This window comes from Marinobacter gelidimuriae, from assembly GCF_000372805.1.
In the GTDB taxonomy this organism is placed as follows: Bacteria; Pseudomonadota; Gammaproteobacteria; order Pseudomonadales; family Oleiphilaceae; genus Marinobacter; species Marinobacter gelidimuriae.
This window is the reverse complement of the sequence record NZ_KB889862.1, coordinates 1-26,294: the sequence shown is the minus strand read 5'-3', so window position 1 is coordinate 26,294 and position 26,294 is coordinate 1. Positions and strand designations below refer to the sequence as shown.

The 26,294-nt window shown below is 57.0% G+C and carries 26 protein-coding genes and 1 pseudogene; 13 read left to right on the top strand and 14 right to left on the bottom strand.

Translation table 11 applies throughout. The annotated features are described in order from the left end of the window. Positions 1 to 60: 60 nt before the first annotated feature. The 8 genes from A3OI_RS0103880 to A3OI_RS24395 form a co-directional block, all read right to left on the bottom strand. A complete protein-coding gene (locus A3OI_RS0103880; protein ID WP_018403023.1) occupies positions 61 to 774 on the bottom strand; it encodes an arginyltransferase in 714 nt (237 codons plus the stop codon). Next, positions 771 to 1,487 (bottom strand): leucyl/phenylalanyl-tRNA--protein transferase, encoded by a 717-nt coding sequence (gene aat, locus A3OI_RS0103875; RefSeq protein WP_018403022.1) that lies wholly within the window; start codon positions 1,485 to 1,487, stop codon positions 771 to 773. The genes A3OI_RS0103880 and aat overlap by 4 nt, the downstream gene beginning before the upstream one ends. A gap of 38 nt (positions 1,488 to 1,525) precedes the next feature. Continuing rightward, positions 1,526 to 2,479, bottom strand: coding sequence for a thioredoxin-disulfide reductase (trxB, locus tag A3OI_RS0103870; protein ID WP_018403021.1), 954 nt, complete (start codon positions 2,477 to 2,479; stop codon positions 1,526 to 1,528). Positions 2,480 to 2,692: 213 nt separating this feature from the next. After that, positions 2,693 to 3,607 (bottom strand): AAA family ATPase, encoded by a 915-nt coding sequence (locus A3OI_RS0103865; protein WP_018403020.1) that lies wholly within the window; start codon positions 3,605 to 3,607, stop codon positions 2,693 to 2,695. A gap of 81 nt (positions 3,608 to 3,688) precedes the next feature. Then, positions 3,689 to 4,741 (bottom strand): agmatine deiminase family protein, encoded by a 1,053-nt coding sequence (locus tag A3OI_RS0103860; RefSeq protein WP_018403019.1) that lies wholly within the window; start codon positions 4,739 to 4,741, stop codon positions 3,689 to 3,691. Positions 4,742 to 4,843: 102 nt separating this feature from the next. Further along, positions 4,844 to 5,158 (bottom strand): hypothetical protein, encoded by a 315-nt coding sequence (locus A3OI_RS0103855; RefSeq protein WP_018403018.1) that lies wholly within the window; start codon positions 5,156 to 5,158, stop codon positions 4,844 to 4,846. Between the two features lie 40 nt (positions 5,159 to 5,198). Next, complete coding sequence (locus A3OI_RS24400) at positions 5,199 to 5,540, bottom strand: PilZ domain-containing protein (protein ID WP_018403017.1); 342 nt, start codon at positions 5,538 to 5,540, stop codon at positions 5,199 to 5,201. A gap of 39 nt (positions 5,541 to 5,579) precedes the next feature. Next, positions 5,580 to 5,825: a hypothetical protein gene (locus A3OI_RS24395; RefSeq protein ID WP_018403016.1), complete on the bottom strand. Its 246-nt coding sequence runs from the start codon at positions 5,823 to 5,825 to the stop codon at positions 5,580 to 5,582. A 119-nt stretch (positions 5,826 to 5,944) separates the two neighbouring features. On the opposite strand from A3OI_RS24395, the gene A3OI_RS0103845 reads away from it, so the two are divergent. Together A3OI_RS0103845 and A3OI_RS0103840 are read left to right on the top strand one after the other, a co-directional pair. Continuing rightward, positions 5,945 to 7,186 (top strand): lipoprotein-releasing ABC transporter permease subunit, encoded by a 1,242-nt coding sequence (locus A3OI_RS0103845; RefSeq protein WP_018403015.1) that lies wholly within the window; start codon positions 5,945 to 5,947, stop codon positions 7,184 to 7,186. A gap of 9 nt (positions 7,187 to 7,195) precedes the next feature. Then, the gene (locus tag A3OI_RS0103840; protein ID WP_018403014.1) at positions 7,196 to 7,912 is read left to right on the top strand and encodes an ABC transporter ATP-binding protein; all 717 of its coding nucleotides are present in this window, start codon (positions 7,196 to 7,198) and stop codon (positions 7,910 to 7,912) included. On the opposite strand, the gene A3OI_RS0103835 is transcribed toward A3OI_RS0103840, so the two are convergent. Continuing rightward, on the bottom strand, positions 7,909 to 8,427 hold the full coding sequence (locus A3OI_RS0103835) for a DUF2062 domain-containing protein (RefSeq protein WP_026223979.1): 519 nt from the start codon (positions 8,425 to 8,427) through the stop codon (positions 7,909 to 7,911). The two genes, A3OI_RS0103840 and A3OI_RS0103835, sit on opposite strands and share 4 nt — an antisense overlap. Before the next feature lie 79 nt (positions 8,428 to 8,506). Here A3OI_RS0103835 and A3OI_RS0103830 point away from each other — a divergent pair, with 79 nt between their 5' ends. The 9 genes from A3OI_RS0103830 to murB all read left to right on the top strand — a co-directional run bounded on the left by A3OI_RS0103830 (position 8,507) and on the right by murB (position 17,535). After that, complete coding sequence (locus A3OI_RS0103830) at positions 8,507 to 11,002, top strand: DNA internalization-related competence protein ComEC/Rec2 (RefSeq protein ID WP_018403012.1); 2,496 nt, start codon at positions 8,507 to 8,509, stop codon at positions 11,000 to 11,002. Between the two features lie 68 nt (positions 11,003 to 11,070). Further along, the gene (locus tag A3OI_RS0103825) at positions 11,071 to 11,697 is read left to right on the top strand and encodes a MotA/TolQ/ExbB proton channel family protein (protein WP_018403011.1); all 627 of its coding nucleotides are present in this window, start codon (positions 11,071 to 11,073) and stop codon (positions 11,695 to 11,697) included. A gap of 5 nt (positions 11,698 to 11,702) precedes the next feature. Next, positions 11,703 to 12,128 carry an ExbD/TolR family protein gene (locus A3OI_RS0103820; protein WP_018403010.1) on the top strand — a complete coding sequence of 142 codons (426 nt, stop codon included), beginning with the start codon at positions 11,703 to 11,705 and terminating at the stop codon, positions 12,126 to 12,128. A 44-nt stretch (positions 12,129 to 12,172) separates the two neighbouring features. Beyond that, the gene (msbA, locus tag A3OI_RS0103815) at positions 12,173 to 13,912 is read left to right on the top strand and encodes a lipid A export permease/ATP-binding protein MsbA (RefSeq protein WP_026223978.1); all 1,740 of its coding nucleotides are present in this window, start codon (positions 12,173 to 12,175) and stop codon (positions 13,910 to 13,912) included. A 16-nt stretch (positions 13,913 to 13,928) separates the two neighbouring features. Beyond that, entirely contained in the window at positions 13,929 to 15,014 is a 1,086-nt protein-coding gene (gene lpxK / locus A3OI_RS0103810; RefSeq protein ID WP_018403008.1) for a tetraacyldisaccharide 4'-kinase, read from the top strand. Then, positions 15,007 to 15,195: a Trm112 family protein gene (locus A3OI_RS0103805; RefSeq protein WP_007350926.1), complete on the top strand. Its 189-nt coding sequence runs from the start codon at positions 15,007 to 15,009 to the stop codon at positions 15,193 to 15,195. The genes lpxK and A3OI_RS0103805 overlap by 8 nt, the downstream gene beginning before the upstream one ends. 14 nt (positions 15,196 to 15,209) lie before the next feature. After that, on the top strand, positions 15,210 to 16,019 hold the full coding sequence (gene kdsB / locus A3OI_RS0103800) for a 3-deoxy-manno-octulosonate cytidylyltransferase (protein WP_018403007.1): 810 nt from the start codon (positions 15,210 to 15,212) through the stop codon (positions 16,017 to 16,019). Beyond that, complete coding sequence (locus tag A3OI_RS0103795) at positions 16,019 to 16,498, top strand: low molecular weight protein-tyrosine-phosphatase (RefSeq protein WP_018403006.1); 480 nt, start codon at positions 16,019 to 16,021, stop codon at positions 16,496 to 16,498. Before kdsB ends, A3OI_RS0103795 begins: the two co-directional genes overlap by 1 nt. Continuing rightward, positions 16,495 to 17,535: a UDP-N-acetylmuramate dehydrogenase gene (murB, locus tag A3OI_RS0103790; protein ID WP_018403005.1), complete on the top strand. Its 1,041-nt coding sequence runs from the start codon at positions 16,495 to 16,497 to the stop codon at positions 17,533 to 17,535. The genes A3OI_RS0103795 and murB overlap by 4 nt, the downstream gene beginning before the upstream one ends. A 77-nt stretch (positions 17,536 to 17,612) precedes the next feature. On the opposite strand, the gene A3OI_RS0103785 is transcribed toward murB, so the two are convergent. After that, positions 17,613 to 19,349 carry a proline--tRNA ligase gene (locus tag A3OI_RS0103785; protein WP_018403004.1) on the bottom strand — a complete coding sequence of 579 codons (1,737 nt, stop codon included), beginning with the start codon at positions 19,347 to 19,349 and terminating at the stop codon, positions 17,613 to 17,615. A gap of 105 nt (positions 19,350 to 19,454) precedes the next feature. Beyond that, complete coding sequence (locus A3OI_RS0103780) at positions 19,455 to 19,952, bottom strand: Lrp/AsnC family transcriptional regulator (RefSeq protein ID WP_018403003.1); 498 nt, start codon at positions 19,950 to 19,952, stop codon at positions 19,455 to 19,457. Positions 19,953 to 20,097: 145 nt separating this feature from the next. Between A3OI_RS0103780 and leuA the strand changes: the two genes are divergently transcribed. Further along, a complete protein-coding gene (gene leuA / locus A3OI_RS0103775) occupies positions 20,098 to 21,792 on the top strand; it encodes a 2-isopropylmalate synthase (protein WP_018403002.1) in 1,695 nt (564 codons plus the stop codon). An 85-nt stretch (positions 21,793 to 21,877) separates the two neighbouring features. Here leuA and A3OI_RS0103770 read toward each other — a convergent pair whose 3' ends face one another. Both A3OI_RS0103770 and A3OI_RS0103765 read right to left on the bottom strand, forming a co-directional pair. Beyond that, positions 21,878 to 22,087, bottom strand: a complete 210-nt coding sequence (locus tag A3OI_RS0103770) for a cold-shock protein (protein WP_007352080.1) — start codon at positions 22,085 to 22,087, stop codon at positions 21,878 to 21,880. Between the two features lie 141 nt (positions 22,088 to 22,228). After that, entirely contained in the window at positions 22,229 to 24,106 is a 1,878-nt protein-coding gene (locus A3OI_RS0103765) for a propionyl-CoA synthetase (protein WP_018403001.1), read from the bottom strand. A gap of 287 nt (positions 24,107 to 24,393) precedes the next feature. Here A3OI_RS0103765 and A3OI_RS21610 point away from each other — a divergent pair. Further along, positions 24,394 to 24,904, top strand: a pseudogene (locus A3OI_RS21610) (transposase). Positions 24,905 to 24,983: 79 nt separating this feature from the next. Here A3OI_RS21610 and iscB read toward each other — a convergent pair. Beyond that, positions 24,984 to 26,246 (bottom strand): RNA-guided endonuclease IscB, encoded by a 1,263-nt coding sequence (iscB, locus tag A3OI_RS19275; RefSeq protein WP_456085377.1) that lies wholly within the window; start codon positions 26,244 to 26,246, stop codon positions 24,984 to 24,986. Between the last annotated feature and the right edge of the window lie 48 nt (positions 26,247 to 26,294).

The window sequence follows — 26,294 nt, the reverse complement described above, 5'->3', positions numbered from 1 at the left end:
AATACTTTCCGTAATTTTAAATTGCATAATACTGCCTGATTTTGAGCCGTTTAGCAAAAGTCAGTTGCTATCGAGTGCTTGCCAGCGGTTATCCGTGAACTGCTCGATGGGTTTAAAGCGGCTTTTGTAGTTCATTTTGCGACATTCCAGAATCCAGTACCCCAGATACACATGGCTGAGCTGCTGGCGCCGGGCCTCTTCAATTTGCCAGAGTACCGCGAAGGTGCCCAGGCTGCGATGATCCAGGTCTGGTTCGAACACGGTATAGATGGCCGACAGGCCGTCGTCTAGGCGGTCAACCGCCGCCAATCCGACAAGCTCTCCGTGCAGGGTCATCTCCAGAAACCAGGAGTCGGTCTGGCCTTCCACTAGAAGCGCCATGAACTGCTCTCGTGATGGTGGGTACATGTCGCCGTCTTTGTGGCGCAGTTCAATGTAGCGGGCGTAAAGCCGGTACCATTGTTCCGAATAGGCTGCCGGCACCAGCGCGCAGGCCAGATCAGCATTCTTATTCCACACCCGGCGTTGGTTACGGTCGGGACTAAACTCTGCGACGGGTACCCTGACCGGAATGCAGGCCTGGCAGTTTTCACAGTGAGGGCGATAATAATGCGAGCCGCTGCGGCGAAAGCCAAGAGCTGTCAGCTGGCTGTAAAGTGTGCGGTTAACCTCTGCTTTAGGATCTACAAACATGGTGGTGGACTGGCGATCTGGCAGATAGCTGCAGTCGTAAGCGGGCGTTGCAAAGAACACCAGTGTTCTCAAATTGCTCATTCACCCTCCGGGCCCGGCCAGCGCCATTGAAACTGCCAATCTTCCACCGCCGGTGGTTGTTTTGTATAGCGGCCAAGCAGGGCCAGAAACTCCGTTCGCGGTAGTGTTTGTGCGCCCATGCTCAACAGGTGATCGCTGGCTACCTGGCAGTCAATAATCCGGTATCCCCACTGCCGCAGCTGGTTGGCAAGGTGCACCATTAATGCCTTGGACGCGTTGGTTTCCAGCGAGAACATAGACTCGCCAAAAAAACAGCTGCCCAGCGCTATGCCGTACATGCCTCCCGCCAATTCGCCGTGCGGGTTCCAGACTTCAATAGAGTGGGCAATGCCCTCCCTATGCAGCTTGTTGTAGGCCTGAAGCATGTTTTCGGTAATCCAGGTTCCCTCGGCACGGGTAGATCCACACAGGCGCATAATCCGGCTGAAGGCCCGGTCTGCGGTTACCGAGAAATAGTCTTTGTTGAGGCTGCGGCGCAGGCTGCGGGAAATGTGGATATTTTCCGGAAAAATGACGCAGCGCGGATCGGGTGACCACCAGAGTATGGGCTGGTCGTCGCTGTACCAGGGAAAAATACCGTTTTCATAGGCCAGTACCAGGCGCTTGCTGCTCAGATCGCCGCCGACAGCCAGCAGGCCGTCGGGGTCCACCAGCGCGCTCTCGGGCGAGGGGAACCACAGCGCATGTTCAGGCAACCAGGGCAAAGACGTCATAGTGTGTTCGCTGTTCAGCTCAGATTTGTTGGTTTAGCTTAGCTCAGTTGGTCCAGATAGCGCTCGGCGTCCAGCGCCGCCATACAACCAAAACCGGCTGAAGTAACCGCTTGGCGATACACATGATCGGCAACATCACCGGCGGCAAACACGCCGGGCACGGTTGTCTGGGTCGCCATTCCGTCCAATCCGGAGCGGATGTGCAGGTAGCCATTTGTCATTTCAAGCTGGCCTTCGAACAGGCTGGTGTTGGGTTTATGGCCAATGGCGATAAACACACCGGAAAGCTCCATGTCCTGCTTGGAGTCGTCTTTCATGCTGCGGATGCGCATACCGGTTACCCCGGTGCCGTCACCCAGCACTTCGTCCAAGGTGTGATCCCAGATGATTCGCACATTGCCGTTGGCAGCTTTTTCAAACAATTTGTCCTGTAGAATTTTCTCTGCACGCAGGCTGTCGCGGCGGTGCACCAGCGTCACTTCCGCGGCGATGTTGGACAGGTACAGGGCTTCTTCAACGGCGGTGTTGCCGCCGCCGATAACCGCTACTTTCTGGTTGCGATAGAAAAAGCCGTCACAGGTTGCACAGGCCGACACACCCTGGCCCTTGAATTTTTCTTCCGACTCAAGCCCCAGATACATGGCCGAGGCGCCGGTAGAAATGATCAGCGCATCGCAGGTGTGCTCGCCGCTGTCGCCCTTCAGGCGAAACGGACGCTGGTTCAAATCGACTTCATTCACCGTGTCATAAATGATTTTAGCTTCAAAGCGCTCTGCATGTTTCAACATACGTCGCATTAATTCTGGCCCTTGCACGCCATCGTTGTCACCGGGCCAATTGTCGACGTCTGTGGTGGTGGTCAGCTGGCCACCCACTTCAATACCGGTGATCAATGTTGGCTTCAGGTTGGCGCGGGCCGCGTAAACGGCCGCGGTATAGCCGGCAGGGCCGGAACCTAGAATAATCAGGCGGGAGTGTGTGCTGGTGCTCATGCTGTTCTCACTTAATACGAGTGTGTTCACTGTGTCCGCAGCTCGTTATGGCAGCGGCACGAAATTTAAAAGTTTAAAATGTTTAGAAAGCTTAGAAAGTTCAGTAGGAAGATACAAAGGCTATCATGAATAGCCGGTGTGCTTGCCAGTTGTTTTGGCCAATTCTGCCGATATGCCTGCTCTATGGGTTCAGCCGCCAGGCGCCCAATAGATTCAGCCGCCAAGCACCGATACACCGGCCAGTAAGCGTTGCACCCGCTCCCGGCTTTTGCCGCTTTCGCCCTGTTCCAGACGATGCTCTGCCACCGCCGCAAACACCGCCTGTACGTCGTCTGGTAACACGTGATCACGGCCCTGCATCAGCGCCCAGGCTTTCGCTGCGCGCAGCAGGCCCAAACCGGCGCGCGGCGACAGGCCGTAAAGCAGGCCCGGAATGTTACGGCTGGCTTCCAGCAAGCGCTGCACGTAGTCCAGTAGCGCGGGGCTGGTGCTCACCCGCAGCACCGTTTGTTGAATGCGCGCTAATTGCTCTTCAGCTAACAGGGTGGGCAGGCGCTGGGTCAGGCTGCGGCGGTCTTCGCCTTCCAGTAATTGACGTTCTGCCTGGGGATCAGGGTAGCCCAGGTGCAGGCGCATCAGAAACCGGTCGAGCTGGCTTTCTGGCAGCGCAAACGTGCCACTTTGCTCGATGGGGTTTTGGGTGGCAATCACAAAAAACGGTTGGGGAAGGGGCCGGGTTTCGCCCTCAATCGACACCTGCCGTTCTTCCATTGCCTCCAGCAGAGCGCTCTGGGTACGCGGCGATGCGCGGTTTATTTCGTCGGCCAGAATCAACTGGGCAAAAATCGGCCCCGGATGAAAAACAAGGCTGCTGGCAGCCTTGTCGTAAATCGAATAGCCCAGCACGTCCGCCGGCAACAAATCGTTGGTAAATTGAATGCGTTGATAGCGCAGGCCCATTATGTGTGCCAGAGCGTGGGCAAGCGTGGTTTTACCCATGCCAGGAATGTCTTCAATCAGCAAATGGCCGCCTGCGAACAGGCTGCAAAGCGCCAGGCGCACCTGCCGGTCTTTGCCCAGCAGAATGCCATTGAGTTCGTGGACGATCTGATTTATCGCTTTGTTCATATTCTGATCAATCTCCTGCCCATTTGAAATGTCTGCGTAGAAGGCAATACGCCGGCCGCTCAGGAAAGAACAGGTGCGGCGCTATTTGGTCATTACGCCCGCAGGCAATTGCATTGTCACGCAGTGCAGGCTGCCACCTTGCTGAAGCAGCGGGCGACAGGGTATGGCGATGATTTCGCGGTCTGGGAACAGATTCTGCAGTGTGGCGATCGCTGCGGCATCTTGGGGTACATCGTATACCGGCAGTAATACCGCGCCGTTGATGATCAGAAAGTTGGCGTAAGTGGCCGGCAGGCGCTGGCCTTTTTCATCAAGGATAGCGTCTGGCCAGGGCAGGGGCGTCAGACGATAAGGCTCACCACTGGCTTGGCGAAATTCGCGCAGGCCTTCGGCCATGGCGCTAAGAGCGCCATAATGCTCGTCGCTTTCATCAGGGCAGGCGACATAACAGATGTGGTCGAGTGCGCAAAACCGCGCCAGAGTATCTATATGGCTGTCGGTATCGTCGCCAGCCAGGTAACCGTGATTAAGCCAGAGCACCCGGCGAATGCCCAATAACTGGCCAAAAAGTGTCTCCATGGCGCTGCGACTGTAATCGGGGTTGCGGCTGGGGCTTAGCAGGCATTCGCTGGTGGTCAGCAGAGTGCCTTCGCCGTCGGTGTCGATGGCGCCGCCTTCCAGGATGAATTCGACGCTTTTCAGGGTGCTGCCGTCAAACGCACCGGCCGTGAGCAGCCTGTTGTTCAGGGCGTTGTCTTTGTCCCACGGAAACTTATTGCCCCAGGCGTTAAAACCGAAATCAATCAGCCTCGAGCCTTGGTGAGTGAACACCGTTAAAGGACCGTGGTCGCGCGCCCAGCTGTCGTCTGACGGCGCAACCAGAACCAGCGCGCGGAATGCCACGCCAGCGGTTTCTGCATACTGGTTTAGTTGTTCCTGCAGTCGCTGCGCCTGCTCTGGGTCTTCGCAGCTGATCAATACGGATTCGAAGCGCAAAACCGCGCGCGCAATCGCCATAAACACCGGCTCTGTCTGTGCCAGATGGCGGGCCCAGGCTGTGTTCTGATGGGGCCAGGTCAGCATCACCGCACTCTGCGGCGCCCACTCTGCGGGCAATAACGGCTTCGATTTCACTGGGCCAGTACCTTTTCCCTATTGAAAAAAACCATTCTAACGGACAGGCGCCGGCACGTCAGGATCTACTGGCAAAACTTTGCGGTCTTTTCTGTGTCTGTGTCAGGGCGCGTGCTTTATAACCGCGCGAATAACCCGTTCGCTCTCGAAATACACCACAAAAGCCGGGTAGTGCCACTGGCTGATGGGCGGCTGGCCTACCGGGCCGCGGGTAGACTCGGGTGCGCCCCAGCGCTCGCGCACGCGCTCGGCTTTCATACCGGTCTGTGGCAGTGATATGGCATCGCGGTCGCCTTGTTGGCCGAGCGGAATAACCAGTTCCTGAGTGCTGGCAGGCATCACCGATAAGGTCGTCGCCAGAGCGGCGGATAACAGGCCGGCTCGCAGCAATGGGCGCCAAAAGCGATGGGTCTTCATAGTTAGGGTGACTCCGCAGGAGAAATGGATAAAACGTCATTTAGTCTGCGCTTTGGTCATTCGCCTCGGCGGTTCCGGTATTCGGTTGCTGGCGCTGGCGAATTTGCCAGCGCATGATATGGCGCGCCAGCTGTTGGCGATCACTGTCTTCCAAACGCACAAAGCGGGTGTGAATCCGTGTGCCGCCGCGGTCTTCGGTGTTAACGCCGACTACTTCGCCAACGGCCCGGGGCTGAAACAGTGCCGGCGGCAGAGTAAGGCGTATGGCAATATGGTCACCCAGCTGCAAGCTGTCATCGTTGCTAACAAAGGCAACGCCACCCTCGCTGAGCGTGGCTTGGTGCCAATGCTCCGGTTGCAACGGATTTTGCTCAAAGGCCATAATGCGCGCCAGAATATCCAGCTTGGAGTTGAAAACTTTTTACAGGCTTTGCAGCGCCCGATCGCGCTCGCTTAAACCTGAAAGTTGGGTTTTGATGTCTTGGTCAAGGCGTCTGAATTCGGCCTGTAAGCTGGTGAACGGGGTATTTTCGAAGGCACTGAAATCGTCTTGGGTACTGGTGGGCAGTTTGTGCACCTCCAACCCAATACGGTCGTTTATTCTAAAGTAATCCCGCCGTTCGCATTGTTTCTTCGCATTGGCGCTGTCATCGTTGCGCTGGGTCATTAGGACTCCGATACGGATGTTCGTTTGTAGGGTGAAGTTTAGCAGTTCCCGGCGCGGCATTAACACGACCGGGTTCAATCAATCACGAATTAGTCGCAGCCAGCAGCAGGCAAGGCTTTATGTTTAAACCTTTATCATTTTATATCGGCTTGCGCTATACCGCTGCCAAACGCCGCAATCACTTTATTTCGTTTATTTCACTCACCTCTATGATCGGCTTGATGCTGGGCGTTGCGGTGCTGATTATCGTGCTGTCAGTCATGAACGGCTTTGATCGCGAGCTGAAGTTGCGAATTCTGGGTATGGTGCCCCACGCTATTATCGAGGGCGCCGGCCCGCTTGAAAATTGGGAAGCGATAGACGCAGCCGTTGAGAAACACCCGCGAGTGTTGGCGGCGGCGCCGTTTATTCAGGGCCAGGCTATGGTCACCGGCGGCGGAGAGGTGCGCGGCGTGCTGTTAAACGGCATTTTGCCAGATCAGGAGCGAACCGTATCGATTATTGAAGATCACATGGAGCAGGGCAGCCTGGACGATCTGAAGTCTGGCGAATTCGGCATCATTATAGGGCGTTTTTTGGCGTCCAGCCTGCGCCTGCAGCTGGGTGACAAAATAACCGTGGTACTGCCTGAAGCGTCGGTAACGCCGGCTGGCGTATTGCCGCGACTGAAGCGCTTTACTGTAAAGGGCGTGTTCAGCGTGGGTGCCGAACTAGACGGCAGTTACACTCTGATTCATATGGACGACGCCGCCAAGCTGATGCGTACAGACGGTAAAGCCCAGGGTATCCGCTTGCTGGTAGACGACCTGTTCGCCGCGCCGCGGGTGGCAGAGCAAGCGGCGCAGCTGCTTACCGGGCGCTATTACGTATCTGACTGGACCCGCACCCACGGCAATCTATTCCAGGCCATACGAATGGAAAAAACCATGATTGGCCTGTTGCTGATGTTCATTGTGGCGGTGGCGGCATTCAATATTGTGTCCACTCTTGTCATGGTGGTCACCGACAAAACCGCAGACATTGCCATTTTACGCACCATGGGCGCGACACCCGCGCGTATTATGCGCATCTTTATTGTGCAGGGCGCGGTCATCGGCGTTTTCGGAACCCTGGTGGGCACTGTGCTTGGTATTGTGGGTGCACTCAACGTCAGCGCGTTCATCAGCTGGCTGGAGGGCGCACTGGGCCATCAGTTCCTCAGTGCCGACGTGTATTTTATCAGTTACTTGCCGTCCCAGCTGCTGTGGGAAGACGTCATGATTATCAGCGGTAGTGGCCTGGCCATGAGTCTGCTGGCGACTATTTACCCGGCCTGGCGTGCGTCTCGTATCGACCCGGCAGACGCGCTTAGATATGAATAGAGCCAACCTATGAGCAAAAGCATAAAAGACGTAACGGCTAACACCGCGAACTGGGTTATTGATTGCAATCAAGTGACCCGCACCTATAACCAGGGCCCGGAAAAGCTGACGATCTTTTCCGACATCTCGTTGCAAGTCACCGCCGGTGAAACCATCGCCATTGTGGGTAGTAGCGGCTCCGGAAAAACCACGCTGCTGAATTTGCTGGGCGGGCTAGACCGACCGTCAACGGGCCATATCGAAATTTGCGGTAAGGAGATTTACAAGCTTTCGGAAGCCGCGCGGGCGCGCTTTCGCAACAAGCATCTTGGGTTTGTGTACCAGTTTCACCATTTGCTGCCGGAGTTCTCCGCGCTTGAGAACGTGATGATGCCCTGCGTGCTGGGGGGTATTAGCGTGGTGGTAGCGCGCAAGAAGGCCGCTGTTCTGCTTAACAGTGTGGGGTTGGGCGCACGTCTGGAGCACAAGCCGGGCGAGCTGTCTGGCGGTGAGCGTCAGCGCGTGGCCATAGCCCGGGCCCTGGTGAACGAGCCCGACTGCGTTTTGATGGACGAACCCACCGGTAATCTTGATGAACACACCGGTGCCGGTGTGCGCGCATTGATCGAATCGCTGCGCGATCAGTTTGGCATGGCGTTTGTGATGGTTACCCACGATATGTCGATGGCACGAAGTCTGGGGCGGGTGATGCGGCTGGAGCAGGGGCGTTTGGTACACGAGGGTTAGTGGCGGCGTTGCCCCCGGCGCAGACGCCAGTTGGCGCGGACTCTTCTGCGCCATAACAACTGAATGATCAAATAAGCGAAGCAGGCAGACACCGTAGCCACAACCAGCGAGCCCAGGTAAAGCGGTATGCCAATATCCAGCAGGCGTTCACTGATCCACGCCAGTGACGGCGAGAATTCAAAATCCAGCAGTGGCCTGCTCAGCATCCAGGCCCCCAGTTTGTAGTTGAAGTAGAAAATCGGGGGCATGGTAACCGGGTTGCTGATCCACACCAGCGCCACCGCCAGCGGCAGGTTGGCGTTGAACCAGATCGCGAAAAGCGCCGATGCAAGCATCTGGAAAGGCATCGGAATAAAGCAGAACCACACGCCTATCAGAAACGCACGGGCCACACTGTGGCGGTTGATATGCCACAGATTGGGTTCCTGTATGATATCGCCCAGAAAATTCAGCGATTTTATTTGCCTCACCTTTTCCGGAGACGGCAAATAGCGTTTCATGAACCTCTTCGGCATAAGAAGTTGTTCTGCCTGTAGACGTGTAAACGACCGGTGTTAGGGACAACGCCGATGCCATAATTCAGGAGGACAAGGAATGTCCGGCGATTTTTTCAGTGGCGGCTCAAACCGCCCGCTGTCTCGCAGCCCGCGAGGCCTTGTTGTCGGGCCTTTGCTAATCGCGTTCTGTTGCGGCGTTATCTTACTGTATCGGTTGTCGGTGTTGCCAGCGTGGCAATGGCTGTTTGCGGCTATGGCAGGTTGCGGCGTGCTGGCGCTGTTGCTTCCTCACCGCTGGGGCCGCACGGCTTTTATTCTGCTTGCGGCGCTGTTAGCGGGCACCGCCTGGGCTTCATGGCACGCCAGTCAGCGCCTGCATGAGCGCCTGCCGGCGGCATGGGAAAGGGTGCCGCTGGAGGTGTCCGGTTATGTCTGCAGTCTTCCCGCTCGGGGCAGTTTTAACAGTTTAAAGTTCGATTTCTGTCTGGTGGAAAACGCTTACCAGCATAACGTGCAAGCGCCATCACCGGCGCACCCTTTACCCTCCCGCTTGCGCCTGGCCTGGTACGGCGACCATCCGGACCAGTTACCCGGTCACACCCTGACTATAACGGTTGTGCTTAAACGCCCCCACGGTGGCTTGAACCTGACCGGTTTCCGCTATGAAGACTGGCTGTTCCGTCACGGTTACCGCGCCACCGGAAGTGTGCGCACGGTAGTGCCGGATGCCAGTATTGAATGCGGCCTGCACTGCCGTTACCGCTACCAGCACCGCCGCCTGCTGAACTGGGTGACGGCGAAGTTTGGCGAAGCCAGGCATTTCCCGTTGTTGGCGTCTTTGCTGATTGGCTATCGCGGCGCCATGACCCCCGCCCATTGGGACACTCTGAAAGCCACCGGCACCATTCACCTGGTGGCGATTTCGGGCCTGCATCTGGGCCTGGTGGCTCTGGGCATTGGATGTGTGGCGCGCCGGTGTGCGGTGCGAGTACCCGAATCCATTCTGTCTGAACGTGCCAGGCGGCGCCTGGTGTTTGGCGTGGTGATGATTGGCTGCCTGGCCTACGCGTTGATGTCCGGCTTTACCGTGCCCACCCGGCGCGCGCTGTTAATGATCGCCGTACTGGGCTGGGCGCTGCTGCAAGGCTGGCACATACCGCCCTGGCGCAGCCTGCTGCTGGCGCTGACAGTGGTGTTGATTGCCGATCCATTTTCGCCGCTGGACGCCGGCTTCTGGCTGTCGTTTTGTGCGGTGGCGGTGTTGATACTGGTGTTCTCCGGGCGCCTTGGCGCGGTTCAGGGCGTGCTGGCGCTGGTGCTGGCGCAGACTGCCATGTTCGCCGGATTATGGCCGGGGCTGCTGTTACTGGGCCAGAATCAGCCGCTGGCGGGGTTTGTGGCCAATCTGTTTGCCATTCCGTGGGTGTCTATGGTGGTTATGCCGCTGCTGCTGTGCGGTGCTTTGCTGGTGGCACTTGTGCCCGCCAGCGACGAATGGGTAACTCTGCTGCTGGACACGGTATTGGGGGTTTTATGGCAAGGATTGCAGTGGCTGGAGGGCTGGGACAGCCCGACAATTCAGCTGGGTGTTGGCGCGGCCATCGGGTTGGCAGCGGTTGTACTTCTGGCTTTGTGGTATCCGCAGCGGAGCTTTCGCCTTGTGCTGGCGGCGGTGCTGGGGCTTTGGTCAGTGTCGCACTGGGGTTTTCAGGCGCCGGTGGATAACCGCCCCGTGCCTATGCCGCAGGTGATCGTATGGGATGTGGGCCAGGGTCTGTCGGTTCTGGTGCGGCATCAGCAGCAGGCATTGCTGTATGACACCGGCCCAGCCATTCCCGGTGTGTTCTCGGCGGTAGAGTCGGTGATACTTCCCAACCTGCGGGCGCTGGGGGTGCAGCGCTTGGATACGCTGGTGGTGAGCCATGCCGATGGCGACCACAGCGGTGGCCTGGAGCAGCTTGTCACCGAATTGCCGTTAACGCGCTTGATCGGCGGTGAAGCGGGCGAAACAGCCGATCGTCTGGGGCAAGCAGGGCTGGCCAGAAAAGTGGACGACTGCAAGCGGCAGACCCTGATGTTAGGGCGTCTGGAGCTGGACTTCTGGCGCTCAGATCACGCCAAAGAAGGTAACGGTGCTTCCTGCGTGCTGCGCATTCGTGACCCAGACTCGGCGACCGAGTGGCTACTAACCGGTGACATTACCGTCAGGGAGGAAGCCGAATACCTGAGCTACCTGAATGATCAACCGGTGCAAAAGGCGCGTGACACCGTTACCCGTGTGTTGTTGGCGCCCCACCATGGCAGTAAAACCTCGTCGTCCAACGCTCTGGTTCAGGCTCTTTCGCCCGATACCGTCATTTACACCGCCGGTTACCGCCATCATTACGGCCACCCGCACCCGCAGGTTACCCGCCGTTATGAATTGGCCGGTAGCCATCAGATCAATACCGCTTGCGCTGGAGCCGTGATTATGGAGGTAAAATCTGATGGGCTGGTAATCCGCCAGGTGCAGCAGAATGCGCCATTCTGGATCAGTGGCCCCGGTCTGGCACGGGCGCGGTGTCTGGAACGGTTGCGCAACGTCACACAATAGTCGTTATGCTAAAAACGCCGACAGCTATGCTAGAGTAGCGCGGCTTGTAATTGACCAGGAGACCGAGCGTGTTCGAGCTTTTAAAAGCCGGTGGCATTTTGATGGTGCCCATACTGTTTTGTTCTGTGCTGGCATTGGCCATCATCCTTGAACGTTTTTGGAGCCTGCGTGACAGCCGGATCGCGCCGCCAGAGGTGCTGAATGAGCTGTGGCGTTGGATCAAGAAAAAAGAGCTGAACGGCAAGCGTCTGAAAACCCTTCAGGCGTCGTCACCCATGGGGCGTGTGCTTGCCAGCGGTTTGCTGAACGCCAAGCACGGCCGTGAGGTAATGAAAGAAAGCATCGAGCACGAAGCCAGTCAGGTGGTTCACCAGCTTGAGCGGTTTCTGAACCCACTGGGCACCGTTGCAACCATAACGCCGTTGCTGGGCCTTCTGGGCACGGTCATCGGCATGATCAAAGTGTTTGCGGAAATTCAGTTGGCCGGTGTGGGCAATGCTGGCAATCTGGCTGGCGGTATTTCTGAAGCTCTCATAACAACAGCCTCTGGCCTCAGCGTGGCCATTCCTGCGTTGATTGCCCATCGCTATTTTATCCGTCGGGTAGATGCCCTGGTGGTCAACATGGAGCAAGAGGCGATTAAACTGGTGGAAGTGGTACACGGCGACCGCGAAATTCACGTAAAAGGAGCCTGAACCCAGTGAAGTTCAAGCGCCAGCGCAGCCAGCACGTGGCTATGGACCTGACACCGCTGATCGACGTGGTGTTTTTGTTGTTGATTTTTTTTATGGTATCGACAACGTTCACCCGGGAAAGTCATCTTCAGGTGGAATTGCCGCAAGCCAGCGGTAATCCGGCGCCGCCGGCAGAAGTCGAGCAGATTGATGTGGTGATTAGCGCCGATGGCCAGTACCTGCTGAACGACAAACCGCTGGTGAACAATCGCCGCGAAACGTTGGAGCGAAGCATTCGGGAGTTGGCCGACGCAGACACATCATTGCCGTTCATTATCACCGCCGATGCCCGAACTCCCCACGAGTTTGTGGTGCGGGCGATGGATGCGGCCGGTCGCCTGGGTTTCGCCAAACTCAGCATTACCACCGAACGTGAGGCAGAATCCCAGTGAATGCAGCAAGTTCACCAGGCCCAGAGCCTGAAAGCCCGGGTAAGATGCCAGAGGGCAGTTGGCACACCTACAAGCGCCTTTTACGCTATGTGAAACCCTTTTGGATAGCGTTTACCCTGGCGATCATCGGCAACGTTATCTATGCCGCGGCGTCGACCGGCATGGCGGCGGCCATGGAATACGTCATCAAGGCCATTGAAAATCCGACCGAGCAGAATCGGCTGATTTTAACCCTGCTGATTGTCGGGGTGTTTGCGTTTCGTGGCCTGGGCACCTTCATGAGCCAATATTTCATCAGCTACGTGGGTCGTAACGTCATCAATGCCCTGCGCACCGATGTATTTGACCGCCTGCTAACCTTGCCGTCGCGCTACTTCGATGACAACGCGGCCGGCCGCCTGGTGTCGAAGCTGACCTTTAACGTGGAACAAGTGGCTGAAGCCGCTACCGACGCTATCACCATCACCCTGCGTGAAGGCCTGACCATTGTCGGGCTGATGAGCTACATGCTCTACACCAACTGGAAACTAACGCTGGTATTTCTGGCGGTAGGGCCGCTGATCGGAATGGTGGTTAGCTACGTCAGCAAGCGCTTCCGTAAAATCAGCAAACGCATTCAGGCCTCTATGGGCGACATTACCCACGTCGCATCTGAGTCCATAAGCGGTTATAGAGTGGTGCGCACCTTTGGCGGTGAGGACTTCGAACGCAAGCGTTTTCAGAAGGTCAGTGAAGGCAACCTGAAGCAAAGCCTGAAAATGTCATCTACCCAGGCCATCAGCGTGCCGGTGATTCAGGTTCTAGTGGCCATTGCGATCGCGGCGCTGGTGTGGACCATGTTGTCGCCCACTATTCGCGGCGAAATGAGCACAGGTCAACTCGTCGCTTTTATTACTGCGGCGACAACCATGGCGAAGCCCATTCGCCAGGTAACCTCCGTGCACTCAAAAATCCAGAAGGGCCTGGCTGCAGCCTACGACGTGTTTGAAACCCTGGACGAACGCCCGGAGCCGGATTCCGGCGACTTTGCTCCGCAACGGGTAAAAGGCGACATCGAATTCCGTGACGTGGGCTTTAGCTATCGCGACCAGCTCGACAAAGTGTTGGACAACATTTCGCTGACGGTTCCGGCGGGGCAGAGCGTTGCCCTGGTCGGCCGCAGTGGCAGTGGCAAATCCACGATGGTGAGCCTGTTGCCGCGATTTTACGATTACACCGACGGCGAAATCCGTATTGATGGCCATTTGCTGGAAGACTTTACGTTGCAGGCCCTGCGCGCTCAGATTGCCCTGGTTACCCAGAGCGTGGTGCTGTTTAACGATACGATTGCAGCGAACATTGCCTACGGGGCTCTGCGTGATTGCAGCCCCGAGGCCATCCGTGAAGCCGCCGGCAAAGCGCACGCTCTGGAATTTATCGACCGCATGCCCGAGGGCCTGAATACCATGATTGGCGACAACGGCGTTATGCTGTCCGGCGGCCAGCGCCAGCGCCTGGCCATTGCCCGGGCGCTGCTGAAAGACGCCCCCATTCTGATTCTGGACGAAGCCACATCGGCGCTGGATACCGAATCTGAGCGCTACATCCAGAACGCTATGGAAACGGTGATGAAAGGCCGCACCACCTTGGTGATTGCTCACCGCCTGTCAACCATTGAAAACGCCGATCGCATACTGGTGATGGACAATGGCCGCATAGTGGAATCCGGCCGCCATCAGGAGTTGCTGGACCAGGGCGGCGCCTATGCCCAACTGCATCAGATGCAGTTCAGTGAGCACGCATGACCAGCGGTAAGCGGGTATGAGTTCGCTGGTAGATCGGTTGTGGTATAGCCAAAATCGCCCGCTGGGATTTCTGGCGCCACTGGCCTGGCTGTACCGGCGAATTGCTGCATCGCGCAGGCGCAAAGCGCTGAAAGATCGGGCCCCGGCGTTAACGACTCCGGTGGTGGTAGTGGGTAATATTACCGCCGGTGGCACCGGTAAATCGCCGATTACGGCCTGGCTGGTAACGCAATTGCGCAACGCCGGCTGGCATCCGGTCATTCTTAGCCGCGGTTACGGTGGCAAGTCCGGGCAATACCCGCTTTTTGTGAATGCCGATAGCAACGCCAGCATCGCCGGTGATGAACCCGTTATGCTGGCACGGGCCACTGGCTGCCCGGTGGTGGTAGATCCGCAACGGCTGCGCGCAGCGCACTACGCCATTGATCAGAGATTGGGCGATGTTCTGGTGTGCGACGACGGTCTTCAGCATTACGCTCTGCCCCGTGACATAGAACTGGCCGTATTCGACGCCAGCCGCGGCTTGGGCAATGGCGCTAGCATTCCTGTGGGGCCGCTGCGCGAGCCGGCAGAACGGCTGAACTCGGTCGATTATATCATTCTTAACGGCTCTACCGGAGCGCACGTTCGCCGCCACAGCCAATTTGCCGGCGTGCAACACAGGGCAATCTACACTATGAATTTGAGCCCGATGCATCTTCTGCACCTGACCAGCGGTGCGCAGGTACCGCTGACAAAGCTGGCGGGACAAAAGCTGCTGGCGGTGGCGGGTATCGGGAACCCGGCGCGATTTTTTGCCACCCTCAGCGCCTTGGGCGCAGAGGTAAGGCCGCGGGCTTTTGCCGACCATCACCGTTTTAAACCGGGCGACCTGAAAACCGACGCTGGTGAATGGCTGGTAATGACCGCCAAAGATGCGGTGAAATGTCAGGACTTTGCACCCGACAACGCTTACGCTCTGATGATTGAAGCCCAGCTGCCCGCTGAATTTGGCCGCCGGCTGCTGAGCCAGCTGGCCCGTTGGCGCCAGCTGCACCCGAATAAAAGCGGCCCGCTGGCGGCTGCTTCCGTTGCAACAGAACGAGACCATCATCATGGATAAAAAACTGCTGGCACTGCTGGCGTGCCCGGTGTGTAAAGGCGAGCTCAAGCTCAACGACGAAAAAACCGAACTGCTGTGCTATCAGGACGCCATGGCGTTTCCCTTGCGCGAAGGTATTCCGGTGATGCTGGCCACCGAAGCCCGCACCCTGAGCACCGATGAGCGCCTGCACAAAAGCTGAGCGAGGAGCCATTCATGCCCTTTACCACGCCCTTTACCGTCGTGATTCCCGCGCGCTTCGGCTCAAACCGCTTGCCGGGCAAACCCTTGGCAGACATTGGCGGCCAGCCGATGATTCAACATGTGTGGCAGCGGGCGCAGGAAAGCCGCGCCGGGCGAGTGGTGATTGCCACCGACGACGCGCGGGTACAGCAAGCCTGTGAGCGCTTTGGTGCTGAAGCTGTCATGACCTTGGCCGGCCATGTCAGCGGTACCGACCGTCTGGCTGAAGTGGCACAGGCCTTGAATTTGGACGAAGACCACCGGGTAATCAATGTACAAGGGGATGAACCACTGATCCCCAGCGTGTTGATTAATCAGGTGGCAGACAATCTGGACTTGCACCCCGAAGCGGCCATTGCCACTCTGTGCGAGCGCATTCACGATACTGAGTCGGTGTTTAATCCCAACGTGGTGAAAGTGGTTTTCGACCAGCAGGGGATGGCACATTATTTCAGCCGCGCGCCCATACCCTGGTATCGCGATGGCTGGGCCGCGGCTACGGCGGTCGGGGCAGACCGCACTGTAAATCTGGATCTGCCGGACAATTTTGGTTATTTTCGCCACATCGGCATTTATGGTTATCGCGCCGGCGTACTGGCCGATTTTGTGCGCTGGCCGCCGGCGCCCGCCGAACAGGTTGAAGCGTTGGAACAGCTGCGTGCGCTTTATAACGGCGCTCGCATTCATGTCGATTTGGCGGCCGTCAGTCCGCCAGCCGGGGTAGACACCGAAGCGGATCTGCAACGGGTAAGGGCTTTTTTGAACAAGCAGGAGACAAATTAATGGCAGCCTCTGTTAGCGTTTTATTTGTGTGTCTGGGTAACATTTGCCGCTCACCCACCGCCGAAGGCGTGTTTCGCAAACAGGTAGCGGCCGCCGGTCTTGAACAGCAGGTACGTATTGATTCTTGCGGTACCGGTGACTGGCACATTGGCAAAGGCCCGGATGAGCGCGCGGTGACCGCGGCCGGTCGAATCGGTATTGATGTCAGCGGCCTGAGAGCGCGTCAGTTCGAGGTCGAAGACCTGGACAGTTTTGACTATGTATTAGTGATGGACCGCCAGAATCTGGCAGACGTGAAAGAAATCTGGCATCAGAACGGCGGCACCGTGCCACGGCTGTTCCTGGACTTTGCTGATTTTGACGACCAGGAAGTGCCAGATCCGTACTTCGGTGCAGACGAGGGTTTTCAATATGTGCTCGAACTGATCCACCAAGCCGGTGAAGGTCTGCTGAATGACATTCGCGGGAAGCTGGGGTGAAAACCCTGCCAGAAATACGGGAAAGGGTAGATTTAACGCCCCATAACTCTCTGGCCATTGCGGCCAGTGCTCGCTATTTCGCCCGCATTACCCATCGTGAACAGGTTGGCGCCACGCTGGTTTGGGCGGATGAAAAAAATCTGCCGGTGCTGATTGTCGGCGGTGGCAGTAATCTGGTGTTCCGCGCCGACATTGATGGCCTGGTTGTGCACATGGCCTTGGCCGGACGGCACTGGCGCGATATCAGTATTGAGGCGGCCACGCTGGTGCTGGGTGCTGGTGAAAACTGGCATGACGCGGTCTTGTACGCCGCCCGCAGCGGCTATCGCGGCATCGAAAATCTGGCGCTGATTCCCGGCACCTGTGGTGCTGCACCGGTACAGAATATTGGCGCTTACGGCGTGGAGTTGGCAGACACGCTGGTGTGTGTCACCGCTCTGGATCGCAGCAGCGGAAAGCCAGTGACCCTAAGTGCAGAAGCGTGCAATTTCGCCTACCGTGACAGCCTTTTTAAACAGCAGCCCGAACGGTATCTGATTCTGGACGTGCATCTGCGCCTGTCCCGTAGCCGGCCTTTCCAATTGGGTTACGGCGAGCTGGCGGCGTACTTTGGCGACACGCCCGTGTCAAAACTAAACGCTGAAGACGTGGCCGAAGCGGTAATGGCCGTTCGCCACCGCAAACTGCCAGACCCGCAGCGCCTGCCAAACGCCGGCAGTTTTTTTAAAAACCCGGTGGTCAGCCAAAAGGTGTTTGAGCAGCTGCAAAGCCGTTTTTCAGACCTGGTGGCCTACCCACTGCCACACGGTCAGGGCGTGAAGCTGGCGGCGGGCTGGCTGATTGAACAGTGCGGTTGGAAAGGCTACCGCAACAAGTGGGTAGGTGTGAACAATCGCCAGGCCCTGGTGTTAATCAACCACGGCGGCGGCAGCGGAGCACAGCTGCTGGCGCTGGCCCAGGAAATTCGCGAGTCGGTTCAGGCACGCTTTGGTGTTGAGCTAGAGCAGGAACCTCTTACACAGCCGGCCATCGATTAGCCAGACTGATCGGTTACTCATAAAACAACCCTGGTGCGTTTCGGCGACCAGGGTTGTTTTATGACGCGCTTACTTTTTTAAAGCGGCGAAACACTCTTCAGAAAGGGAATTGCATCCGCCAGGGCAATGTCCTGCTTGTCGGCATCGCGACGGCCCTTGTATTCCAGAGTGCCGGCTTCCAACCCGCGGTCAGACACCACAAAGCGATGGGGGATACCGGTCAGCTCCATATCCGCAAACTTTACCCCCGGCCGCTCGTTGCGGTCGTCTAGCAGCACGTCGTAACCGGCCTCTTGCAGCTGTTGGTAGAGCTTTTCACCGGCTTCGGCCACCGTTGGCGACTTATGGCCGTTCAGCAGCACCACGGCAACCCGGAAGGGCGCGATGGCGTCGGGCCATATAATGCCGCGGTCATCGTGATTTTGCTCGATTGACGCCGCCACAATCCGCGACACGCCAATGCCGTAGCAGCCCATGTCCATAGTAGCGGTTTTGCCATTTTCATCCAGCACCGTGGCGTTCAGCGATTTGCTGTATTTGTTGCCCAGTTTGAAGATATGGCCCACTTCAATACCGCGGCGAATTTCCAGAGTGCCCTGGCCACAGGGGCTGGCGTCGCCTTCCACCACGTTACGCAAGTCTTCCACCCGGCCCAGTGGCAGGTCGCGTTGCCAGTTTACGCCGGTCAGGTGCACGTCATTCTTGTTGGCGCCGCAGACAAAGTCCGTCAAGTGCGCTGCGCTGCGGTCGACAATCACCGGCACTGACAGGTTCACCGGCCCGATCGAGCCAGGTTCGCAACCAGTGGCGCGCAGGATTTCCTCGTCCGTGGCCATGGTCAACGGGTCGGCTACGCCGGCCAGATTTTCCGCCTTGATCTCATTCAGGGTGTGGTCGCCGCGCAGAATCAACGCCACCAATCCCGGGTCACTGCCTTCTTCGGCACCGGCTTCAGCTTCGGCTTTCACCAGCAGAGTTTTCACGGTTTGCGTAACATCGCCTTTCAGAAACTGGGTAATGTCGGCAATGGTGCGTTGGCCCGGCGTCGCCACTTCGGTCATCGCCTGGGAGGGCGCGGGGCGCTCGCTGGCGGGTGCGACCGCTTCGGCTTTTTCTATATTCGCCGCGTAGTCGCTGTCGGTGCTGAACACAATGGCGTCTTCACCAGAAGAAGCCAACACGTGAAATTCCTGGGAGCCACTGCCGCCAATGGCGCCAGAGTCTGCCTGCACGGGGCGGTAATCCAGGCCCAGGCGATCAAATATGGCGCAGTAGGTGCGGTGCATCAGCTGGTAAGTCTGGTCCAGAGAATCAGCGCTTATGTGAAATGAATAGGCGTCTTTCATGATGAACTCCCGTGCACGCATCACGCCAAAACGGGGGCGGCGCTCGTCACGGAATTTTGTCTGAATCTGAAAGAAGTTGGCCGGCAGTTGTTTGTAGCTTTTCAGCTCGTTGCGGATCAGGTCGGTAATCACTTCTTCATGGGTAGGGCCAAAGCAGAACTCGCGGCCGTGGCGGTCGTTCATGCGCAGCAGTTCGCCGCCGTATTCGTCCCAACGGCCGGATTCCCGCCACAGTTCCGCCGGCTGCACCGCCGGCATCAGCAGTTCTTGCGCGCCGCTGCGGTCCATTTCTTCGCGCACAATGCGCTCAACTTTACGCAGGGCGCGCAGGCCCATGGGCAGCCAGGTATACAGGCCGGCGGCCAGTTTGCGGATCAAACCGGCACGCAGCATCAGCTGGTGGCTGATAATCTCGGCGTCGGCGGGTGTTTCTTTCTGGGTGGCAATCAGATAACGGCTGGCTCGCATTTTGGGTTCCGTCAGGAGTGATTCATGGAGAGGCCGCAGCCTCAAAAATAATGGGCTCTATTGTACGGAGCCGCAACAGGCAGGTACAGACACCGGCCGGGCATTTCACGACAAGTAACCTAAGGGCAGGGCCGTGTTATCCAGAACCCGGCGCAGCACAAAGCTTGAATGCACGCCGCTCACCCCGGCAATGCGGGTTATCTGGTTCAGCAGAAAGTGATGGTAATGATCCATATCCGGCACCACCACTTTGAGCATGTAGTCCGCATCGTGGCCGGTAATCAGGTAGCACTCCAGCACCTCCGGATAGGCGCTGACGGCCTCCTCAAACGCCGCAAAACGTTCCGGTGTGTGCCGGTCCATGCCGATCAGAATAATGGCGGTGAGCGCTAGCCCCAGTTTTTTGTGATTAAGAATGGTGGCCGTGCGCACAATCACGCTGCTTTGCTCCAGCGCACGCACCCGGCGCAGGCAGGGCGACGGCGATAGCCCGACTTTGTCGGCCAGCTGTTGGTTAGTGAGCGAGCCGTCTTTTTGCAGATGGTCCAGGATTTTTCGGTCGGTTTTGTCCAGTGCGATCAGGGTTTCGGATTTATTAAGCATATTCTGCCACTAACCTCGGTTTTAGGGATATTTAATGGCTTTATAGTCCGGTTTATAGCCTTCATTAGCAATCACCTGCGCCGACTTTTTGTGTAATCTTGTGTTCTGTAACCGGCAGTCTGCACACGCAAAAGGAAACCGTTGTATGGCTTTTGATCATCGTAAATACGCAGCCTTCAAGCCCATTGCCAAAACCAACCGGCGCTGGCCCGATCGTGTGATTGAGCGGGCGCCCACTTGGTGCGCGGTTGACCTGCGCGACGGCAACCAGGCTCTGGTCAAACCTATGTCGGTCAGTCAGAAACAGCGGATGTTTGATTTGCTGGTAAAGCTGGGCTTCAAGGAAATCGAGATCGGTTTTCCCGCAGCCAGCCAGCCAGATTTTGACTTCTGTCGCAAGCTGATCGAAGAAGGGCGTATTCCTGACGATGTAAAGATTCAGGTGCTGACCCAGGCCCGGCCGGCGCTGATCAAGCGCACTTACGAAGCGCTGGAAGGCGCCAAAAAAGCCATTGTGCACGTTTATAACTCCACTTCTACCGTGCAGCGCCAGCAGGTGTTCGGGTTAGACCGTGATGGCATCCGTGATATTGCAGTAGAAGGCGCGCGTTTGGTGAAGGAGCTGGCCGCCGGTTACCCGAACACCGAATGGACCTTTCAGTATTCGCCGGAGAGCTTTACCGGCACCGAGCTGGATTTTGCCGCTGAAGTCATCGATGCAGTGACCGAAGTGTGGCGCCCGGACCAAGGTCAGCCGGTCATTATTAACCTGCCTGCCACGGTAGAGATGGCCACGCCCAACGTATTTGCCGATCAGATCGAGTGGATTTGCGACACTATCCAGCGCCGCGAACATCTGAGCATCAGCGTGCACACTCACAATGACCGGGGCTGTGGCGTCGCCGCGGCCGAACTGGCGGTCATGGCGGGCGCTGATCGGGTGGAAGGAACGCTGATGGGGAACGGCGAACGCACCGGTAATATGGATCTGGTGACCATGGCGATGAACCTGTATTCACAGGGGATTGACCCAACCCTGGAGTTGTCCGGCATGGCTGACATTACCGAGGTGGTTGAAGCCTGCACCGAAATTTCGACCCATCCGCGCCACCCCTACGCCGGCGAGCTGGTGTTCACCGCGTTTTCTGGCAGCCATCAGGACGCTATCCGCAAATGTCTGGCCCAGCGTAAAGAAGGCGATGCCTGGAATGTGGCCTATCTGCCGATCGATCCGTTCGACCTGGGCCGTCGCTATGACGAGGTGGTGCGCATCAACAGCCAGTCTGGCAAGGGCGGTGTGGCTTATGTGCTGGAGCGGGATTACAACATCAGCTTGCCCCGTTGGCTGCAAATTGAATTCAGCAAAGTGGTGCAGCGTGAAGCGGAAAACAACGGCGGCGAGATCGATTCCATGAGCATTCACCGCCTGTTTGAAGCGCGCTATCTTGCGGTGCCGGCCGACTGGGCATTGCGCACTTACGATCTTCATCGCAACGAAGAGGGTGTGCGCGCAGATTTGGTAATAGGCAATGAAAACAAACCGGTAACGTTACAAGGCTATGGTTCTGGTGCGGTGGAAGCAGTGGCAGCGGCGCTGGCCCAGCGTTTTTCCATTACCCTGGCAGTTGAGGCTTATGACGAGTTCGCCCTGGGCGCGGGCACTTCGGCCAATGCCATGGCGTGTATTCGTTTGCAGGCTAACGGCCACACGTGCAGCGCAGCAGCCCTGGCGGAAGACACCACCTCGGCGACCTTACAGGCGTTATTGAATGCGGTGGCTCAAGTTGTGCCCGGTGTTCACGCTAGCGCAAAAGCGGTCGATGAGGCGTTAAGCGTCTGATCTTAAAATTAGCCATAAAAAAACGGGCCGGTGAATCATCGGCCCGTTTTTCTGACTGGTCACGCTTTATCAGCGACAGCCCTTATTAAACAGGCGTTACGTTCTCTGCCTGCGGGCCTTTAGGGCCGTCGGTTACAGTAAACTGCACTTTCTGGCCTTCAGCCAGGGTGCGAAAACCGTCTGCGTTGATGGCACTGAAGTGAACGAATACGTCACTGCCGTCTTCCTGGGCGATAAAGCCAAAGCCTTTTGCTTCGTTGAACCACTTCACGTGGCCCGTTGTGGTCTCAGACATCGATCTTTCCTGTATTTCACATGAGCTCCTATAAACGGAGCTTTTCTGATTCCCCCCCCGTAGGGGCTTTAGATACTGCCATTGCAGTATAGACCGGACGAAGGCGTCGTCAACGCCCTTTCGGGCGCTGTTTTGGAATATTTACCGAGGCCGGAACCGGTCGCTGATTTCTTCCAGAATGGACGGGTCATCAATGGTGCCCGGCACATTGTAGGCTTCGCCGTCTGCAATCTGTCGTATAACCCGGCGCAGAATCTTGCCAGAACGTGTTTTTGGTAAGCGATCAACCACCATGGCTCGTTTAAAGCAGGCAATGGCGCCGATTTTGTCACGCATCATTTCTACCAGTTCATCTTCCAGTTCGTCATGGTCAATGGTGGCGCCGTCTTTAATCAGCACCAGCCCGATCGGAATCTGGCCTTTCATTTCGTCATGAGCACCTACCACGCAGCATTCAGCGATCGCCGGGTGAGACGACACCACTTCTTCCATTTCACCGGTAGATAGCCGGTGGCCGGCTACGTTAATCACGTCGTCGGTGCGGCCCATAACGAAAATATAACCGTCTTCATCTTCAAAGCCGCCATCACCGGTGCTGTAAAAGCCGGGAATAGCGTCGAGATAACTTTCACGGAAACGCTTATCATCGCCCCAAACGGTTTGCAGACAGCCCGGTGGCAGTGGCAGTTTTATCGCGATTTGGCCCTGTTCACCCGCTGGCATCTGATTGCCGCGTATATCAACTATCTGAACATCGTAGCCGGGGGACGGCATGGTGGCGGAACCGGGTTTAGTGGTCATCATTTCGATACCGGCGGGGTTGCAGCAAATGGCCCAACCGGTCTCTGTTTGCCACCAGTGGTCGAGCACGGGCAGATGAGTATGCTCGCGCAGCCAGTCGTAGGTGGCCGGGTCCAGGCGCTCACCGGCCAGATAGATCCGCTTCAGCGAGCTGATGTCGTATTTCTTTAAAAAATCCGCTTCCGGATCTTCTTTGCGCACCGCGCGAAAAGCGGTTGGGGCGGTAAACAGAATATTGACCTTGTGATCCTGGATCACGCGCCAGAAAGCGCCTGCGTCTGGGGTGCGAACCGGTTTGCCTTCATACAGTACGGTGGTGCAGCCGGCAAACAGCGGCGCGTAAACAATATAGCTGTGGCCCACCACCCAGCCCACATCCGATGCGGTCCAGAACACATCACCGGGGCTGGCGTCGTAGACCAGTTTCATGCTGTATTTCAGGGCCACGGCGTGGCCGCCGTTGTCCCGCACCACACCTTTGGGTTTACCGGTGGTGCCGGAGGTGTAAAGAATGTACAGCGGATCGGTCGATTTGACGGCGACCGGGGCTGCTGGCTCGGCGTCGCGAACAAGTTCGTTCCAGTCCACATCTCTCGGGCTTTGCAGGCTGGCCAGTGCTTCCGGGCGCTGATACACAACACACAGCTCAGGTTTGTGTTTAGCCTGTTCCAGAGCCTTGTCCACCAACGGCTTGTAGGCAGTCACCTTGCTGGTTTCGATGCCACAAGACGCGGTAATGAGCGCCTTGGGCGTTGCATCGTCAATGCGAACGGCCAGTTCGTGGGCCGCAAAGCCGCCAAACACCACCGAATGAACCGCGCCAATACGAGCACAGCCCAGCATCGCAATCACCGCCTGAGGGATCATCGGCATGTAGATAACGACGCGATCGCCCTTTTCAATGCCGCGGGCCTTCAGGGCGCCGGCAAAACGCGCGACTTCATCGGTCAGCTGAGTGTAGGTGTAGCTTTGCTGGGTGTTGGTCACCGGTGAGTCGTAAATCAGTGCGGTTTGTTCACCACGGCCAGCGCGAAGGTTGGCGTCCAGAGCAATGTCGCTGGTGTTCAACTCACCATCGGTAAACCAGTCACCGTGGCCGTTGTCTTTGGCCTGCCAGATGGTGTGTGGAAAGTTAATCCATTCGATGTCGGCGGCCTTTTCACGCCAGAAATCGTCCGGTTTGCTGATCGAGCGTGTAAATTCTGCGTTGTAAATCATTAACTCCACCTCACCGTGTCAGTGTTTATTCTTAGTGTGTTTGTAAACCACTTTAGGCTGTTTCGGTTACGCAACCAGTAGACCATGGGCGTAGATTTGCGGGCGTGGGCCCGAATAAAGCAATCACACGACAAAATGAGGTGTTTTTAAGCGTTGCTAGGGGCTGTTGACAATTGCTCGTAAGTCTTTGAAAGGTAATAGCAAGCTCGTATAATGAAGTTCCGAAACAACAATCATACGAGCCCGCAATGCCCAGGTACATGCTCACAGAGGAGCTGTGATCCAAGCTGAGAGAAATATTGCTTCAATTTAGCCTTTATGACAAGGCAGGCCTGCGCAGGACAGTCGAAGGTATTCTGTTCAGAATGCGTACTGGCATACCATGGAGAGATCTGCCAGAGCATTTCGGCAAGTGGAATTCTGTCTACAAAGTCTTCAATTACTGGTCGAAAAAAAGCCTCTGGAAAAGCTCGTCAACGTGCTGAAAACAGACTCCGATCTGGAATGGGTCTTCATTGATGGCCGCTATGTATGATGGCCGATAAAGAATACGACAGTCAGACGATACGCGCTGAGGCAGAAGCCCTCGAAATGAGCGTTATTATCCCCAGAGGGAAAAACTCGATAAAGGGAAATAAGAGGCTCGACTGGCATTTGTATAAGTTCAGACACCTGGTCGAGAATGCGTCTGCCAAACTCAAGCACTATCGTGCCGTTGCCACCCGATATGACAAGCTTGCTCGAAATTATGAGAGCATCGTGTCTCTGGCTTGCGCGTTTCCATGGTTACCGATGTGAATTGCCATCAGCCCCTAGGCTCCATCAAAATGTGTCGTACTGCATTAAGATTCATCATTAAGCGCGGAAGACCCGTCCTTCAGGACGGGGAGGGATAGCACGACTCGTTTTTCCTGTCTCCTTCCTCCTTTCGTTGGTTGGGTTGGATGTGATAGCCGTAGCCATCCGCTCGCTGGGTTAAAACGCAGTGGCGATGAGATATTCCCTGGATGGCGCCACTGTTTGTCTGNATATTGAAGCTTCCGGTCTTGCGAACGGCGACTCTGCCCAACCAGGTGCCGGCTTTCGTGCCTGTCGGCACCACGGCGCGTACCATATCTCCGGTCTGAAAGCCTTTGACTTGCTTCTGGCGCATCAGGTAACCGCGGGGGAAGCCGTGCTTTGTTAAGCGCGTGCGCTTATAGCTGCCACGCCCGGTGGCCTTGACCGCCAAGGTTGGAACGTCCCAGCCCTCTACGATCTCAACTTCTCCGACGCAAGCCGCATCCAGGGCGTGAGTCTTTGGCATGCGCAATCGACAGCGATTGAACTTGGTGCGACCGCCGGTACCCACTTCAACAGACAGGCCCGTCTGCTTCAGGGTCTGATACAGCGCCCACCGGGTGGAGTTGACCGCTGAAGCGTCTCTTAAGGGCTTTTTGCACTGTTTGAGGATGCGATCCAGCCTGGCCTGGTGGTTCTTCAGCCGTTTGGACGATGCAAAGAAATCAGCCAGGGACTGCCGGTCCTTTTCCTGGTTGCACGGCCGGCACGCCAATGTCAGGTTGCTGATGCGATTCGAACCACCGTTGGCTTTTGGGTCGATATGTTCAATTTGCAGCGGGGTGTCTTTGTCGGTGCAATAGGCGCACTCGCGGCCCCACTTCTCCAGAAGGTATTCACGGATCTCGTAGCCGAGCAAAGTGCCCTGCTGATATTCGACACCGCTGATTTCGGGGTTCGTCATCCTTTGCGTATCGAAACGAACCAGCTCCTGGCTGATAGACACAACCGGCACCAGAGATCGAAGCCGATTCAGCAAGCTTTTCGTGGTGTCCACCCGGTGTTGCAGGTTTGGGGCTAGCCAGCCTTTGGGCTTGGTTCGATTCAAGAATCTGGGTGCCCGGTACCGCAGTTGATTGCGGCGCCGGCGGCGAAACGCCCGACGTTGCTCCAAAGACTTGCTGATCTGACGACCGCGATGGGCCAACTCCATTAACGCCAGAACGTGTTGCTTCTGGCCGTTCTCTCTCACCACCGCCATCCCGGTGGTCTTGCTGCCGGGGTCGATCTTGATACGTACCGGCTGCGTATCGCCACCGGTACGGTCTTTCAGCCGTATCGTAAACGGATACGCACGCACAACCACGGCTCGCCCACGGCCGAGCAGAAGCCGCGCACGCCTTTCGGT

Excerpts from the sequence above, each read along its gene's own strand:
- A3OI_RS24400 (WP_018403017.1), bottom strand. The coding sequence starts at position 5,540 with ATGGCCTTTGAGCAAAATCCGTTGCAACCGGAGCATTGGCACCAAGCC.
- A3OI_RS0103855 (WP_018403018.1), bottom strand. The coding sequence starts at position 5,158 with ATGAAGACCCATCGCTTTTGGCGCCCATTGCTGCGAGCCGGCCTGTTA.
- aat (WP_018403022.1), bottom strand. The coding sequence starts at position 1,487 with ATGACGTCTTTGCCCTGGTTGCCTGAACATGCGCTGTGGTTCCCCTCG.
- A3OI_RS0103765 (WP_018403001.1), bottom strand. The coding sequence starts at position 24,106 with ATGATTTACAACGCAGAATTTACACGCTCGATCAGCAAACCGGACGAT.
- A3OI_RS0103785 (WP_018403004.1), bottom strand. The coding sequence starts at position 19,349 with ATGCGAGCCAGCCGTTATCTGATTGCCACCCAGAAAGAAACACCCGCC.
- lpxK (WP_018403008.1), top strand. The coding sequence starts at position 13,929 with ATGAGTTCGCTGGTAGATCGGTTGTGGTATAGCCAAAATCGCCCGCTG.
- A3OI_RS0103780 (WP_018403003.1), bottom strand. The coding sequence starts at position 19,952 with ATGCTTAATAAATCCGAAACCCTGATCGCACTGGACAAAACCGACCGA.
- leuA (WP_018403002.1), top strand. The coding sequence starts at position 20,098 with ATGGCTTTTGATCATCGTAAATACGCAGCCTTCAAGCCCATTGCCAAA.
- A3OI_RS0103840 (WP_018403014.1), top strand. The coding sequence starts at position 7,196 with ATGAGCAAAAGCATAAAAGACGTAACGGCTAACACCGCGAACTGGGTT.
- msbA (WP_026223978.1), top strand. The coding sequence starts at position 12,173 with ATGCCAGAGGGCAGTTGGCACACCTACAAGCGCCTTTTACGCTATGTG.
- A3OI_RS0103830 (WP_018403012.1), top strand. The coding sequence starts at position 8,507 with ATGTCCGGCGATTTTTTCAGTGGCGGCTCAAACCGCCCGCTGTCTCGC.
- A3OI_RS0103865 (WP_018403020.1), bottom strand. The coding sequence starts at position 3,607 with ATGAACAAAGCGATAAATCAGATCGTCCACGAACTCAATGGCATTCTG.
- A3OI_RS0103845 (WP_018403015.1), top strand. The coding sequence starts at position 5,945 with ATGTTTAAACCTTTATCATTTTATATCGGCTTGCGCTATACCGCTGCC.
- trxB (WP_018403021.1), bottom strand. The coding sequence starts at position 2,479 with ATGAGCACCAGCACACACTCCCGCCTGATTATTCTAGGTTCCGGCCCT.
- kdsB (WP_018403007.1), top strand. The coding sequence starts at position 15,210 with ATGCCCTTTACCACGCCCTTTACCGTCGTGATTCCCGCGCGCTTCGGC.
- A3OI_RS0103795 (WP_018403006.1), top strand. The coding sequence starts at position 16,019 with ATGGCAGCCTCTGTTAGCGTTTTATTTGTGTGTCTGGGTAACATTTGC.
- A3OI_RS0103835 (WP_026223979.1), bottom strand. The coding sequence starts at position 8,427 with ATGCCGAAGAGGTTCATGAAACGCTATTTGCCGTCTCCGGAAAAGGTG.
- A3OI_RS0103770 (WP_007352080.1), bottom strand. The coding sequence starts at position 22,087 with ATGTCTGAGACCACAACGGGCCACGTGAAGTGGTTCAACGAAGCAAAA.
- A3OI_RS24395 (WP_018403016.1), bottom strand. The coding sequence starts at position 5,825 with ATGACCCAGCGCAACGATGACAGCGCCAATGCGAAGAAACAATGCGAA.
- A3OI_RS0103880 (WP_018403023.1), bottom strand. The coding sequence starts at position 774 with ATGAGCAATTTGAGAACACTGGTGTTCTTTGCAACGCCCGCTTACGAC.
- A3OI_RS0103805 (WP_007350926.1), top strand. The coding sequence starts at position 15,007 with ATGGATAAAAAACTGCTGGCACTGCTGGCGTGCCCGGTGTGTAAAGGC.